The 15,269-nt window shown below is 69.5% G+C and carries 9 protein-coding genes; 3 read left to right on the top strand and 6 right to left on the bottom strand.

Translation table 11 applies throughout. The features are described from left to right. The first annotated feature begins 97 nt into the window (after nt 1-97). Entirely contained in the window at nt 98-1,810 is a 1,713-nt protein-coding gene (locus tag FBF36_RS07450; RefSeq protein ID WP_225792315.1) for a serine/threonine-protein kinase, read from the top strand. Nucleotides 1,811-1,885: 75 nt separating this feature from the next. Here FBF36_RS07450 and FBF36_RS07445 read toward each other — a convergent pair whose 3' ends face one another. Then, the gene (locus tag FBF36_RS07445; RefSeq protein ID WP_009397329.1) at nt 1,886-4,153 is read right to left on the bottom strand and encodes an FAD-dependent oxidoreductase; all 2,268 of its coding nucleotides are present in this window, start codon (nt 4,151-4,153) and stop codon (nt 1,886-1,888) included. 87 nt (nt 4,154-4,240) lie between these two features. Between FBF36_RS07445 and FBF36_RS07440 the strand changes: the two genes are divergently transcribed. Continuing rightward, nucleotides 4,241-4,882, top strand: coding sequence for a TetR/AcrR family transcriptional regulator (locus FBF36_RS07440; protein WP_034492885.1), 642 nt, complete (start codon nt 4,241-4,243; stop codon nt 4,880-4,882). A gap of 141 nt (nt 4,883-5,023) precedes the next feature. Here FBF36_RS07440 and sucB read toward each other — a convergent pair whose 3' ends face one another. From sucB to FBF36_RS07425, 3 genes are all read right to left on the bottom strand, one after another. After that, on the bottom strand, nt 5,024-6,724 hold the full coding sequence (gene sucB / locus FBF36_RS07435) for a 2-oxoglutarate dehydrogenase, E2 component, dihydrolipoamide succinyltransferase (RefSeq protein ID WP_138137339.1): 1,701 nt from the start codon (nt 6,722-6,724) through the stop codon (nt 5,024-5,026). A 30-nt stretch (nt 6,725-6,754) separates the two neighbouring features. Beyond that, a complete protein-coding gene (gene lpdA, locus FBF36_RS07430) occupies nt 6,755-8,128 on the bottom strand; it encodes a dihydrolipoyl dehydrogenase (protein WP_009398156.1) in 1,374 nt (457 codons plus the stop codon). Nucleotides 8,129-8,366: 238 nt separating this feature from the next. Next, nucleotides 8,367-10,376 carry a leucyl aminopeptidase gene (locus FBF36_RS07425; RefSeq protein ID WP_009398154.1) on the bottom strand — a complete coding sequence of 670 codons (2,010 nt, stop codon included), beginning with the start codon at nt 10,374-10,376 and terminating at the stop codon, nt 8,367-8,369. 21 nt (nt 10,377-10,397) lie between these two features. Between FBF36_RS07425 and FBF36_RS07420 the strand changes: the two genes are divergently transcribed. Then, nucleotides 10,398-10,952 carry a hypothetical protein gene (locus FBF36_RS07420; protein ID WP_009398153.1) on the top strand — a complete coding sequence of 185 codons (555 nt, stop codon included), beginning with the start codon at nt 10,398-10,400 and terminating at the stop codon, nt 10,950-10,952. Between the two features lie 54 nt (nt 10,953-11,006). Here FBF36_RS07420 and FBF36_RS07415 read toward each other — a convergent pair whose 3' ends face one another. Then, nucleotides 11,007-12,938 carry a chloride channel protein gene (locus FBF36_RS07415; RefSeq protein WP_009398151.1) on the bottom strand — a complete coding sequence of 644 codons (1,932 nt, stop codon included), beginning with the start codon at nt 12,936-12,938 and terminating at the stop codon, nt 11,007-11,009. Further along, on the bottom strand, nt 12,938-14,965 hold the full coding sequence (locus tag FBF36_RS07410; protein WP_075377191.1) for an alpha/beta hydrolase family protein: 2,028 nt from the start codon (nt 14,963-14,965) through the stop codon (nt 12,938-12,940). The genes FBF36_RS07415 and FBF36_RS07410 overlap by 1 nt, the downstream gene beginning before the upstream one ends. Nucleotides 14,966-15,269 lie beyond the last annotated feature (304 nt).

Below are 15,269 nucleotides of genomic sequence, written 5' to 3'. Positions count from 1 at the left end.
CAGTCTACGCGACCACAACCGGAACCGGAGCCCGAGTTATCCACAGGCCGGTCGAATGGGCTGGTCATCCAGGGGTGCCGTGATGACCATGGAATGCATGAGCCCGACGACGTGCCCCCACCCTGCCGACCGCTCTCCAGGTGGTGCCTCCGGCCGCGAACGGCCCCGGCGCCGTCCCGTGCCTCGACGTCGGCCTCGCCGCTCCGGCGCCGTTCGCCCTCCCTCGCTTCCGACATCCGACGCCGAGCCGAGCATTCCCGACTCGGCACTCGGCGCCCTCTCGCAGCAGGGCTACACCATTGGCGAGGTCATGGGGCGCTCCACCGCTCCCAGTGCTCCTCGTCGTGGACTGGATGCGCAGGGGCACCATGTGGTGATCCGGGTCGTCGACCTGCCCCAGGGGCGCGCTGGAGCCTCCGTCCTGCGTCGCTTGGCCGATCTGCGCGTGCTGCGTCACCCTGGTCTGGTGACCGTCCGGGAAGTGGTGTCGCTGCCCGAGCACCGTGCGGGCGTCATCATGGACCTCGTCGAAGGAGCGGGACTCGACGTGGTCCTGGGGGCACGGGGAAGGTTGAGTGCCTCCTACCTGGCCACGCTCCTGGACGTTCTGGGCTCGGCACTGGCCTACCTGCATGAGCACGGTGCGGCCCACGGTGACGTATCGACCGGCAACGTCCTGGTGACCACGGAAGGGCAACCGGTCCTCGTCGACCTGCTGGGCTCCGTCATGGAGACGGGCACGCAGGAGTATGCCGCGCCGGAACGCCTTGCCGGTGCTCCGGCGTCCGCGGCCTGCGACGTCTACGCCCTTGCTCGTCTGCTGACCGAGTGCTCGGGGCAGGGAGGCGCCGTCCACCGGCGTCTGGCGGGGCTCCTGACCGATGCTCTGGCCGAGGACCCCGCCGACCGTCCCACGGCCCGGGACCTGACCGCCCGAGCGCCTCAGCTGGGGAACGCCTCACCCATCGAGCTGCCCGACGGCGCCCGCCTCGCTGCAGGCTCTCTGCGAGCAGCGGCCCGCACCCCGACTCGCACGGTCGGCTCCAGGCTCAGACCTCAGGCCAGGGCGGGCGCCCGGCCGACGACGAAGCGCGAGCCCCGAAAAGACCGTGGCGGCGCCGGCAGCACCGGGCGAGGGCCTGCGGCCATACGGTGGGGGAGAAGAGGAGGATCGGGGCGCAGACGTTCCCGCGCCTGGGGGCTTGCGGCGGCACTGCTGGCGGCCGTCTGCCTGGCTGCCTGGGGGCCGGCCAAAGCACTGGTGTCGTACAGGCCCGCATGGGCGCTCGGTGCGGCCACGAGCCCATCGAGCCCGGCGCGACCGGTGGCCTCCACCCTCCCCGCAGGAAGCCCATCTCCCGTCGCTGCTGGAAGTCCGGCCGCAACGGCGTCGACACCGGGTCCTGGCGGGAGCGGTGGCTCGGACATGGCGAGTGTCGTCGTCGGACTGTCCGCGGCTCGAGACCGGGCCCTCATGGCCGGCGATGCGACAGCCCTGGCGGCCACGACGGTACCGGGGTCGCCCGCGGCCGAGGCCGACACCCGGGTTCTCACCGAGCTGCTCGACTCCGGTGAAGGCGTCGGGGAACTGCACACCTCCGTCAGCCAGGTCGCTGAGGTGACGCTGCCTGACGACGCGGCAGCACAGTGGCCCAGCGCGAGAGCGCTGCAGGTGACGCTGTCTCAAAGTGCCTCAACGCGTTCGGGGCCTGAGGGAACGCGGACGGTTCCGGCCCTCCAGCCCCGGCAGGTCATGCTCGTTGTCGTCCCGGCGCCGTGGCGCGTTGCCGACATTCGAGCCGTGAAGTGACCCGCAGGCCCGCCCGCCTGTGACGCGCGGCCAATGATCGGGGTGGACTCGGGGTGGGCATGGACCGCACGGCGCTCAGTACGGCTCGGTCAGGATTGACGTGTAGCCCTCGCGCTCGAGCACGTGCCGTGTGTCCGTCACCATCGCCGCCGAGCCGCACAGGTAGACGTCCGTGCTGCCGGGGTCGAGGCGAAGGTCGTGGGCGAGGTCGGTGACTGCCTGGGTGACTCGTCCGTGGAACGCTCCCGGCGCCTTCTCGCGGCTCAGGCAGCGCACCACGGTCCCTGGCATGGGTGAGCTGATCCTGGTGGTCAGGTCCTCCTCCTGGTGACGGCACCCGAAGATCAGCGTGTCGTGCTCCAGTCCAGGAGCCTGAGCGAACATGGCCAGCATGGGGGCGATCCCAGTGCCGGTGGCGATGAATAGGCGGCGCCTACCCGACTCGGCGAGCCTGAATCCACCCAGGGGCAGCTCCACCTCAGTGCGTGTGCCCTCGTCCGCGTTCTCGATGAACTGTGATCCTTGGCCACCTGTCCGCGTGGAGATGAGTAGTCGAAGACGACTGTCCTCCAGGCCTGCGATCGAGTAGTCGCGCCATGCGTTGTCACCCACGTGCAGACGCGCGAACTGTCCCGGTGCCCACGGGCCGATCATGCCGTCCAGCTGCAGCACCGCCTCCCACACGCTGGGAGTCACACGGCGCTTGGAGACCAGGACGGCACGGTACTTGCCCTCAGGCAGTGCGTGTACTGCGCGAGAGTCGGAAGCTGCGGGAGCCGAGCGCAGGGCGGAGGTGATGGTGGGGTACCCGCGGGGCCCAAGGACCTGGCACGCGGCTGCCGCCCCGCCCATCATGGCTCCCATGATGCCGACGCTGCCGGCGTCCTGGCCGGAGAGGAACAGGCCGGAAACTGCTGTGCGCGGCCCCAGGGGCCTGGACCGGTACCTCAGCGGAGTGGCCGGAAGCCCGTAGAAGGCTCCAGCAGGGTGAGCGGTGTAGTGCTCGTAGGTCAGAGGGGTGGAGGTCTCCACGTAGTCCACGAGGTCGGTCAGCCCGGGAACCGCGCTCTCAGCCAGCTCCAGCAGGCCGTGGGCGATGCGCTCCTTCAGGGCGGAGTACTCGGGGCCTCGGCGTCCTCTGGGGTGCTCGGCCCACTGCTGGAAGGCCTTCGCGTCGCAGAAGGAGATGAGCTCGGCGGTGTGAGGGGACTCGCCGGACTTCAAGGAGGGGAAGGAGACGTAGACGTCGTGAGGACGACCCTCGAGCAGCGCATCGCCGTGTTGGGGCGTGTGCTCGTGATCGAGGTCCCGGTTGACCCAGACGTTACCGCCATCGACGCCAATACCGCGTGGGTCGTCACGCAGGCGCAGGAACACACTGACCGCTGATGTGCCAGTGCCCAGATGACCCAGCGTGCGGCGTGCGGGCCCGGTGAGCCGGCCGATCTCCCCGAATGTAGGCAGGAGGCGGTTGAAGGTGTTGGAGGCGCCAATGGCGGAGACGATGACAGGGGCACGGTAGATGCGTTCCCGTACCTGCGCTCCGCGGTGGTCCATGACTCGGACCCCAACGGCCGCCCCGTTCTCGGTAAGGATTTCCGTCGCCTCCTGAGCGACGCGGACGGCGCCTCCGGCCCGCTCGATGCCCTTCTCGAAGGTGCGGGCGATCCGAGCGCTGCCGCCGCGGGGAAACCATCCGCCCTCGAGGTAGTGGGAGACGATCAGCGCGTGCGCGGCGAAGGCCGAGCGTGACGGCGGCAGTCCGTAGTCCCCCCACTGGCTGGCCAGGACGGCCTTGAGCTCGGGGGAACGGATGTGGGCGTCCAGGTACTCCTTCGTCGTACTGGTGGCCGTCCGTCCACCCAGGCGTTGGGCGGCTCTCAGAAGTGGTGCTATCGGACGGGGAACCATCCCCTGGGCGAAGCCCATGGTCACCCACGCCGTCGTGCGGCGAACATCCTTGAAGTAACGGTGAATGGCTTTCGCCTCCTGAGGGAAGGCGGTAACCAGGTCGTGCTCGTAGCGATCCGGGTCGCTGCTGACGCTCAGATCGAGACCGGGGTAGACGAACCTGTCGTAGGCGTCCGGCATGCGGTTCCACTCCAGCTCGCCGCCGGAGAGATAGTCGAAGTAGGTGCGGCCCTGGCTTCCGGGCGCGACCTGTCCGATGTAGTGCACGCCCACATTGCAGGAGGCGCCATCGCGCCGGAAGGTATGAGTCAGGCCGCCCGGTTCCGTGTGCCGCTCCAGGACAAGAACTCGCTTGCCGGCTGCGCGTGCCAGCAGACCAGCAGTCGTCAGGCCTCCGATTCCCGAACCGATCACGATGACGTCGTAGGACATGGTGTACCCCTTACGTGACTAGACAGTGTCAAGTCAGCATAGCAGCCAACTGGACACTGTCTAGTTGGCTAGTTCTAGACTCTTCCCATGGCATCTGAATCGACAGGCTCCTCAGGGCGCCGCGGTGGCCGCGACCTGCGCTCCGAGCTATTGCGAACCAGTAGGCAGCTCCTCGACGAATCCGGTCCCAGCACACTGAGCATGCGGGAGGTCGCGCGTCGCGCCGGCTGCACGCACCAGGCGCCCTACCACTACTTCGCCAACCGCGAGGCCATCTTGGCGGCGTTGGTGCACGAGGGCTTCGATGAGCTCACGGACATGCTCGCCTCGGCGCGCGAGGGGCTTGGGAGCGCGGATCTGCGCGCGATCCTGACGGCCTCGGGAAACGCCTACGTCGAGTTCGCGCTACGTCACCCCGGGGTGTTCCGGGTGATGTTCCGGCCCGACGCCTGTGATCCCGAGAGCTTCCCGGAGGTCGCGCAGGCCGGTGAGCGTGCGCGCCATGAGCTGGCCCGTCTGGCCAGGGCCGTGATGGGTGACGACGCTCATCTCGAGGCGGAGGTCCTGATCTGGTCCGGCGTGCACGGCCTGGCCTCACTGCTGCTCGACGGCCCGTTGGCGGGCGAGTTCGGCTCGATGGAGGAGCGCACCGACTTCGCTCGCCGCGTCGTCGGTCTGGTTGAGATCCCCTTCGCCGGCGTCGGGCCGGCAGCGGACGAGGGCTCCTGAGTCCGAGCGGGGAGGTCGGGAGTGGACCGGGGCGGTTGCGCCTGCCCGATCGTGTGACCTGATGCCTCTGCCAGGACGAACGGGGCCCCGCACCGTGATGGTGCGGGGCCCCGTTGACGGCCTAGCGGGCCGAGCGCAGGCTCACAGCCCCAGCTCGCCGCCGAAGTCGCCCTCCTCGAGGCGCTTCTTGACCGTCATGAGGTAGCGGGCCGCGTCCGCGCCGTCCACCAGTCGGTGGTCGTAGGACAGGGCCAGGTAGCACACCGAGCGGATGGCGATGACCTCGCCGCCGTCGGCGTCCTTGATGACGCGGGGCTGGCGCTGAATGGCACCCAGGCCCAGGATCGCCACCTCCGGCTGGTTGATGATCGGCGTGTCGAACAGGGCACCGCCGCTGCCGGTGTTGGTGATCGTGAAGGTCGAGCCGCTGAGCTCATCGGGGTTGACCTTGTTGTCCCGGGTGCGGGCGGCCAGGTCGTTGATGCGCTTGGCCAGCCCGGGGATGTTGAGGTCCCCGGCGTTCTTGACAACCGGCACGAGCAGGCCGCGCGGAGTGTCCACTGCGATGCCGACATGCTCGACATCGTGGTAGGTGACGTTCTTGCCCTCGATGGAGGCGTTGATCTTCGGGTGGGCCTTGAGAGCCTCCGTGGCCGCCTGGACGAAGAAGGGCAGGAAGGTCAGCTTGGTGCCGTTCTTGGCCAGGAAGTCGTTCTTCGCGCGAGCCCGCAGCGCGGCCACTCGAGTCACATCCACCTCGACAACGGTGGTCAGCTGGGCGGAGGTCTGCAGGGAGTCGATCATACGATCGGCGATGACCTGACGCAGTCGGCTCATCTTCTCCGTGCGTCCGCGCAGGGTCGTGTCCACCTCGGGCCTGGTCGAGGCCGGCTTGGCCGCGGCGGCGGGCGCCGAGGCCTCAGCAGCCGGAGCCGGGGCGGCTGCCGCCGCGCGGGCCTCCTCAGCGGCCTTGGCGGCAGCCTCCACGTCCTGCTTGCGGATGCGGCCGCCCACGCCCGTGCCGGTGACGGTGGACAGGTCCACACCCTTGTCCTTGGCGAGCTTGCGAACGATCGGCGTGACGTAGGAGCCCGTGGCGCCAGAGCTCACCGGTGCGGGGGCGGCGGGTGCTGGCGCCTCGGCGGCCGGAGTCGGGGCCGGTGCGGGAGCCGGGGGCTCGGGAGCGGCCTCGGGCGCGGGGGCTGCCGGTGCTGGGGCGGAACCCGCCTCGGAGGGGTCGCCGATGATGGCCAGGACGGTGCCGACCTCGACGGTCTCGTCCTCGGGGACGCGGATCTCCAGCAGGACGCCGGATGCGGGGGAGGGGACCTCGGTGTCCACCTTGTCGGTGGCGACCTCCAGCAGGGGCTCGTCGGCCTCGACGGTGTCTCCCACGGCCTTGAGCCAGGAGGAGACCGTCCCCTCGGTGACGGACTCACCCAGAGCCGGCATCGTCACCTCAGTGCCCTCGGCCGAGCCACCGGCCTGCGGGGCGGCTGGTGCTGGCGCCTCGGCGGCCGGAGTCGGGGCCGGTGCGGGAGCCGGGGGCTCGGGAGCGGCCTCGGGCGCGGGGGCTGCCGGTGCTGGGGCGGAACCCGCCTCGGAGGGGTCGCCGATGATGGCCAGGACGGTGCCGACCTCGACGGTCTCGTCCTCGGGGACGCGGATCTCCAGCAGGACGCCGGATGCGGGGGAGGGGACCTCGGTGTCCACCTTGTCGGTGGCGACCTCCAGCAGGGGCTCGTCGGCCTCGACGGTGTCTCCCACGGCCTTGAGCCAGGAGGAGACCGTCCCCTCGGTGACGGACTCACCCAGAGCGGGCATCTTCACGGACTCTGACATTGCTGTCTTCCTTACTCTCGTCTAGCTGGATCAGCCGTGGTTGTGCAGCGGCTTGCCGGCGAGGGCCATGGCGGCCTCGCCGAGGGTCTCGTTCTGGGTGGGGTGGGCGTGGACCAGAGCGGCGACGTCGTCGGCGTCGGCCTCCCAGGACACCATGAGCTGGCCCTCACCCACCTGCTCGCCCATACGGGCGCCGACGGCGTGGAAGCCCAGGATGGGGCCGTCCTTGAGGGAGACGAGCTTGACGAAGCCCTGGGTCCCCAGAATCTGGCTCTTGGCGTTGCCGGCCACGTTGAACTCGGCGGAGGTGATGTTGTCCTTGCCATGGATCTCGGCGGCCTTGGCCTCCGACAGCCCCACCGAGGCGATCTCGGGCTCGCAGAAGGTCACCTTGGGAACCAGGACGTCGTCGACCGGGGTGGGGTCCAGGCCCGCGATCTTCTCCGCCACGACGATGCCCTGGGCGAAGCCGCGGTGGGCGAGCTGGACGCCGGGAACGATGTCTCCTACGGCCCACACGCCGGGGACGTTGGTGCGGCCGTACTCGTCGGCCAGGACGAAGCCGCGGTCCATGGCGACCCCGACCTCCTCGTAGCCGAGGTTGGCGGTCGCCGGTCCGCGACCCACGGCGATGAGGAGGACCTCGGCCTCGTGGGTCTTGCCGTCCTGTGTGCGCACCGTCACCCCGTCGTCGTGGCGCTCCACCGACTCGAACATCGTGTTGGTGCGGAAGGCGATCTTGCGCTTGCGGAAGGCGCGCTCGAGCTGCTTGGAGATCGCCTCGTCCTCATTGGGCACCAGGTGGGGCAGCCCCTCGATGATGGTGACCTGGCTGCCCATGGACGCCCAGGCCGAGGCGAACTCGACCCCGATGACGCCGCCGCCCAGGATCACTGCCGAGGCGGGGACGTGGTCCATCTCCAGTGCCTCCTCGGAGGTGATGACACCTCCGGAGATCTCCTGTCCGATGGTCTTCGAGTAGGAGCCGGAGGCAAGGACCACGTTGCGGCCGGTGATGCGACGGCCGTCAACCTCGACGGCGTCGGCTGCCACCAGGCGTCCCCACCCCTGGATCAGGTCGATGCCCCGCGAGGACACCAGGCCCTCAAGGCCCTTGTGCATCCGCGAGACGATGCTGTTCTTGTACTTCTGGACGCCAGGCATGTCCACGCCCTCGAAGGCGGCCTTGATGCCCACCGCGGCGGCCTCGCGCACGGCATCGGCGGTCTCGGCGGCGTGCAGCAGGGCCTTGGTGGGTACGCAGCCGCGATGCAGGCAGGTACCCCCCAGCTTGTCCGCCTCGATGAGGGCGACCTTGAGGCCCAGTTGGGCGCCGCGCAGGGCGGCGGCGTAGCCCCCTGATCCCGCGCCCAGAATGACCACGTCGTAGACGGTCTCTGTCACGAACTCACTCCTTGTTGGTTGGTCACGTCGCCCACGCGGGGCGGCTCGGCACGGGGCCATTGTTCCACCTGAAGAGGGCACGCAGGAGCCAGGGGGGTTGCTGTTTAGGGACCAGAGTCCCGAAAACTGGGTGATACGCATCACCGCCCACGGGCGGAGCCGGTCACGAGGCGTGCCGGGGACCGCTCACGCAGACCCCGGCACGGGCGCCGTCGACTCGTTGCCGGCGGACGACGACTCAGGAGAGGATGCTGACCTCGGCGGACAGCGAACGGAGCAGCTCCACCAGGGTGGAGACCCCCATGCCCGTCCCGCCGGTCGGAGTCAGCCCCCAGGGCGAGGAGTCGTTGTAGGCGGGGCCTGCGATGTCGAGGTGCGCCCACGGTCGGCGCCCGACGAACTCGCGCAGGAACAGCCCGGCCGAGAGCATCCCGCCGGCGCGCGAGCCGACCTTGGTGTTGCGCAGGTCGGCGAAGGGCGAGTCCAGGGTGGCGCGCAGATGCGCGGGCAGTGGCATCGGCCAGAAGGACTCTCCGGCCCGCTGCGCCGCGGCGACGACCTCCTCGCGAAGGTCCGGCGTCCCCATGACGGCGGCCACGTGGTCGCCCAGTGCCACGATCTGCGCCCCGGTCAGGGTGGCCACGTCCAGGACGGCATCGGGCTCCTCCCTGACGGCCCGGGCGAGGGCATCGGCCATGACCAGGCGCCCCTCGGCGTCGGTGTTGGTCACCTCCACGGTGGTGCCGTCGAACATCGTGATGACGTCGCTGGGGCGCTGAGCGTCGGCCCCCGGCATGTTCTCGGCCAGCGCCAGCCATGCGGTGACGCGGATGGGCAGTGCCAGGCGCGCGGCCGTGACGATGGCGCCCAGTACGGTGGCGGCTCCCGCCATGTCGGACTTCATCTCCGGCATGGACGAGGCGGGCTTGAGGGACAGACCACCGGAGTCGAAGGTAATGCCCTTGCCGATGAGAGCGACGTGCTTGGGGTGGCCCGCCGCCCCATCGCCTTCGGTCTGCGAGCTCATCTGTTCGCCGGCAACCTCGGCGGCACGCACCGGCGACCACTCCAGACGGACCAGGCGTGCCGGGTGCACCGAGCCCTGAGCCACGCCGAGGATCCCTCCGAAGCCCTGCTCGACCAGTGCCGGGGCGTCCCAGATCTCAACTCTGATGCCGGCCTCCTGCCCAGCTGCGCGAGCCCTCTCGGCGAAGACCTCGGGAGTCAGCCGATTCGGCGGCTCATTGACCAGATCCCGGGTCAGCGCCGTGGCCTGGGCCAGGACCAGGGCTCCTGTCAGCGCCTCCTGCCCCTCGGGGGTGTCGGCCAGGGGAGAGACGATGGAGATGCTCTTGAGCGGGGAGTTCTTCTTCGAGATCGTCTCCTGTCCGGGGCGGTCCTCGTTCTTCGTCGCGCTCCAGGAGTAGGCGCCCAGGGCGGCTCCGTGCGCGACGGCGGCTACCTGCTCCTCGGAGAGCGTGGGCAGTGCCAGGGCGGCGGAATCGGTCCCGGCCAGTGCTCGGGTGGCGCATCCGGCGGCCCGGCGCAGGAGGCCGGTCTGGTCGTAGCCCAGTGCGGCCTCGTCGTCAGTGGTGACGGCGAGTGGATCGGTGTCGGCCCATCCTGTTCCGACGCCGACCACGAGGATCGTCGAGGGTCCCTGGTAGCCCTGGGCGGTCACTGACGAGGAGGGCAGGCGCACCACGGAGTCCTGGGCTCCCGAGAAGCCCAGAGCCGGCAGCAGGGCCACGAGAGCATCGATGTCCAGGCCCTTCAAAGCGGTGCTCGAGGGCGGCTCGAGGCCCTCCAGGAGGATCTCGGGCGCCTCGACCCCCTCCCTGCCCGGTGCCGCGGCCAGGACGAGCACGTCGGTGTCGGCCTCGGCGCTGGAGGCAGCATCAGGCTCGACTCCGGCTGACTCCCCGGAGCCGCTGCCCGTGCTGGTGGCGCCGTCGGTGTCCTCCTCCTGGGTCTCGGTGTCCTCCTCGTCGCTGTCGGAGTCCCGCTTCAGATCCTGCCTGGTGCCTGTTGAGCCGGCCCCGTCCCTGGCTTGGGGGGCCTCGGAGCTCTCAGTCTCCTCGACCGTGTCGACCTCGGCCTGACTGCTGAGGTCGGTATCCTTGCGGTCGTCGTCCGCCGAGGCGCGTGCGTTCAGGGATTTGGTCAACTTAATGGTGCTCACGTTGTGAATAGTAACGTTCTGGCATTGGTTGGAGGTTGAGTCGGCGCTGCGCGTGCCGCAGGTCATCACGTGGAAAGGTCATCCCTCATGGACGAGCGCTCAACGGTACGTCCGGTTCAGGACACCCGCCGTCCCGCATACGGGTGGGGGCGGATCCTGGTCGGCGTCTTCGCCGTCTTCGGGGCCAGCGTTCTCATCCCCTCCCTGACGACGCTGCTGAGAAGCCCCCACGAGGATCCGGCGGTGTGGTCCCTCAACGTCCTGGGGGGCGGCCTGTACATCCTGCTGGCCGTCTGCGTGGCCCACAACGGGCGCCGGATGCGCAACATCGGCTGGATGTGCCTGGGGGCACTGGCCACCATGGCGGTGCTCATCGGCGTCCTCACCTTCCCCACTCCCTCGCCCGCCGACCTCAGCGCCTCGGTGTGGGCCCACTGGGGTCGGTCCCGGTGGTACCTGCCTGCGATCCTCCCGGTGGTCGCCGCTGCGTGGATGTGGATGTCTGACCCTCGGCGCATCGTGGCCAACGCCGAGCGCATCACCGAGTTGTCGGACACCCTCACCGAGAGCATCACTGAGAAGGCCCGGGCGGTCCAGGAGAACCGTACCCTCAAGACTCCTCGCAGTGGTCGGCACCGTTGAGGCGGTACGCCGCACTGTGAACAGATCCCGAATGCGTCAAGTCTCGACGGACTCTCATCGACGTCGGGAACGGCGCGAGCTGCGTGAGCTGATCCTGCTGGTTCTGCGTGGCGGAACGGGGCGGGAGTGCCACTTGTCCTGCAGACGTGAGCCCCAAGAGGTATAGGTGACGGAGGCCGCGCGGGCCTGCGCCTGGACCTCGTAGATCCGTTCGACGATGATCCGCTGGGACACCCAGCCCACCAGCCCCTCGGCACCGGAGCCGGCTGCGCGGGCGACCACCGGAAGCCCCTCCAGGCGGGTGCTGGTCAGGGCCTCGAGCACATCGGTCGCCTCGGCCTCACAGGGCAGACGGTCGCAGACCAGCGACAGCTCCGCCACCGTCGCCGGCCGGGGTGAGGCGTCGTCGGAGTCATCGCTCAGGAGCGCTCCGGCGAGCTGTGCGGCCGTCACGCAGCCGAGCAGCTCACGGGCGCCGTCCTCTCCGGTTGTGACCACGGGCAGGGCCGAGACGCCACGTCGGCTCATCAGGGACGCGGCCTCGTTGAGCTGCGCCGTGTCCTCGAGCACGGCAGGCGGGTCCACCATGAGCCGGGAGGCGTGGGTTCGTCCCAGGAGCGTCGTGGTCATCGGGTCCTCGACATCCTCTCCGCGACGACGCAGCTCCTCGGTGAACAACGTGCCGCGTGAGAGGAAGCGGCTGATGAAGGTGGCCAGCACCGTGGCCAGCATGAGGGGGAGCAGCAGCGCGTGCTGCCCGGTCATCTCGATGATGAGCAGGACCGCCGTCATCGGGGCGCGGGCCGCACCGGCGAACACCGCTCCCATTCCGATCACCCCGAAGACCCCGGCGGCCGGCGCGTAGCTGGGAGCTACGAGGGTACCGAAGGCCGCACCGAGCGTCCCGCCGATGAACAGGGACGGGGCGAACACCCCGCCGACGAAACCCATCCCCAGGGTCAAGGAGGTCGTTATCATCTTGGCAACGCACAGCACCAGCAGCAGCGTCAGGGTGTAGCGCCCGGCCAGCGCCCGGTTGAGGGTGGCCGACGACTCCCCGTACATCTCGGGAAGAATCAGGAGAACCGCACCGACCGCGAGCCCACCAGTGCCCGGACGCGCCCAGATCGGAACGCCCAGCCTCTGCCAGGCACGGGTCAGGGCGTCGAGCATGATGAAGCGAAGGCGCATGAAGCCGATGCCGACGCCCCCGCCCACGACGCCCAGCAGCGCGACCCAGCCCAGCTGGGCGTCGCCGGACAGGTCCAGGTAGGGAAGCGACAGCGACAGCGTCGTTCCCAGGAGGTGATGGGACAGGACAGTCGAGGACACGCAGGCCAGGACGATGACGATGAAGGCGTCGGCGCTGAAGCCCATGAGGACGACCTCCAGGGCGAAGAAGGCCCCCGCCAGCGGAGCATTGAAGGCGGCGGCGATCCCAGCGGCCGTTCCGGCGGCTGCCAGGTGGCGGATCGAGAGCCTGGGCAGTCGCAGCCCCCGTCCGATGACGCTCGCCGTCGACGCGCCCAGCTCGGCGATCGGCCCCTCCGGGCCGACTGAGCCTCCGCCTCCGATCGTCAGCGCGGCCGACGTCGTCGTGGCCAGAGCCGGCAGCGGTGCCATAGTGCCGTCGCCGTGGCGCGTCGACCAGATGACGCCGGCCACCCCGTGGCCAGTGGGCGTACGGCCCAGTCGGGACATCAACGGTCCCGTGAGGAGTCCGGAGAGCACCGGAGCGACCAGGACGAACCAGGATCCCAAAGGCGCCAGGAGCCCGACCGAGGGGCCCATCGACACGGTGTAGTCGTCGGCTCCGTTGAGCAGCTGGGACCAGGCATCGATCCCCAGCCGGAACAGCACTGCGCCCAGGCCCGAGGCGAGCCCCACCAGCACCGCCAGGATGTAGAGGCCGAAGCGATGATGACGGAAGAGGCTGCCTGCGCGCCGCGACAGGGGCTGAGACAGCCTCTTCCAGGCATGATCCATCAGTGCAGGTTCTCCACCTTGACCGTGAAGGTCTCCTCCTCGCTCTGGCCGTCGGGCTCGGAGCAGGCTCCGCCGATCTTCCACACCTGCCGGTAGAAGCTCAGCTCGGCCTCGTAACGCCGTCGGATGTTCGCCGCCAGACGGAAGCCGTGGCCCTCACCCTGGAAGACCTCCAGGGCCACCGGCGCGCCGGCCTCCTTGAGGGCCTCATACATGGCTGTGGCCTGTTCGGCCGGCACGATCGGGTCCTCCGAGCCCTGGATGAGCAGCAGCGGGACGCTGATGTCCTCGATGTGGTTGATGGGGCTGCGCTCGTCCAGAACCGGGTCGTCGATGTCCTGGGTGCCTATGAGCTGGCCGATGTAGTGCGACTCGAACTTGTGGGTGGTGCGCACCAGTCTCTTGAGATCGGTCACCCCGAAGCAGGAGCTGGCCGCCGTGAACACGGCGGAGCGGGTGATGGCCGACAGCACCGTGAAGCCTCCGGCCGAACCGCCGCGGATCGCGATGCGGCGTGGGTCCACGAGCCCGGCGTCGACCAGGTGCTGGGCCCCGTTGACGCAGTCGTCGACGTCGTACACGCCCCACTTGCCCTCCAGAGCCTTGCGGTAGCCCGTCCCGTAGCCCATGGAGCCGCGGTAGTTGACGTCCAGGTAGCCGAAGCCCCGGCTGGTCCAGTACTGAATGCGCAGGTCGTAGCCGGGTACGGCCGTGGCCGTCGGACCTCCGTGGACGTTGACGATCAACGGTGGCAGCTCGCCGTCGGTGCCTGCGTGAGAGGCCGACGTCGGTGGGTAGTAGAAACCGTGGGCGGTTGCGCCGTCGCTGGTAGGCCAGGAGATCGGCTCGGGGAAGGAGACCCCGGTGTCCTCAGGGACGAACTCGCCTGAGCCACGCAGCACCTGCACACTGCCGTTCTTGACCTCCACGATGCTGGGCATCGACATCTCGTTGGATGCCAGCATGACGACGCGGCCCGCGTTGGAGGCGACGTTGCCGATCGGCTGCCACCCCACGTTCCACTCCTCGAGCTCCCCGTTGGCGAGCCTGATGGTCCCCAGGTGCGAGACCGCGTCGCGGGCCCAGGAGGTGATGATGTGCTCGGAGTCGAGCACGTCGAAGGAGTGCGGCCCCAGCTGCCAGGCCGGGGTGGTGAAGGTGACCTCGGCCGGGTGCAGCGGCCGGGTGCGCAGCTTCTCCGACCAGCCGGTGCGGTTGGTGCCGCGTACCGGGAAGCCCTCGGTGCGATAGAGGTTCCAGAAGCCCGAGGCGTTGGACCCGTGAACCAGCTCGCACTCCTCGGTCCAACGGGGCTCGGAGACCGAGTGCCCGTGACCTCCGTCCACCAGCGTCTGCTCGCCGAGTGTCCCGTCTGGGCCGAGGTCTCCCACATGCAGGCAGGCGTTGTCCCACGGCATCCCCGGGTGGTTCCAGGTGATCCACGCCAGATGCTCGCCGTCGGGGGACAGCGTCGGAGAGACCACGAAGTCCGTTCCCGACACCAGCGTGCGCACGCGGGAGTCGTCGCGGGCCGCCGAGCCGTCCAGGGGAATCGCGACCAGGGTGTTCACGGCCTCGCCGTGGCCCCGGTGGTCCTCACGGACGGCGTAGACCAGTCCCCGGCCCGTATCGATCTCCAGGTCGCCGTGACGTACGTCTCCGTAGATCGTCAAGGGGACCAGGCCGCGCATGCGGTGCGCCACGTCGTAGCGGTACAGGCGCCCGTCCCCAGCGTGCGAGACCACGATGATCCCGCCGTCAACGGCGTAGGCCCGTCCTCCGTACTCGTGCACCCGGGTGCGCACATCAACCAGCTCGTCGGCAGGCGTCAGCGGAAGCACCTCACCGATCTGGCCGTCGCCGTCACGGCGAAGCAGCACGTTGCGGCCCGCCTGCGAGGCGCGCTGCTCCACCCAGTAGGTGTCTCCGCCGTCCACACGGACCTGGGAGAGCAGGACCGTCCGGGTCGTGATGGTGCCTGGAGTGATGGGCGAGGGCCAGGTACCGAAAGGGGCTGTGGTGCTCATGGTTCCTCCTGGAGGGCAGTCCTGAGGGGCGGTCGGGCGATCAGGAACAACGTCGCGGACCGGTGGGCGCGGACGGTTCGACGCCCAAGGCATACATTACGTGCTCAGCCGTGACCCGCGTGACACGCGACCGCACAGCGGCCGGGACGGCTCTATGCTGAGCACCCTTGGATCGCTCAGGGCATCGTCCCGGGTGGCCATACAGTCACGGAGCCCGGAGAAGCAGCCTCTGCAGGAGACACCGCCGCCGTGGCAACGGCTACCCTGTCCCGAGTGCCGCTTCGGCGACCCGCCGGCTCGCTCA

The organism is Actinomyces sp. oral taxon 171 str. F0337, assembly GCF_005696555.1.
In the GTDB taxonomy this organism is placed as follows: domain Bacteria; phylum Actinomycetota; class Actinomycetes; order Actinomycetales; family Actinomycetaceae; genus Actinomyces; species Actinomyces oris_E.
Note: the sequence above shows the minus strand (reverse complement) of the source record. Positions and strands in the feature narration are given on the sequence as shown.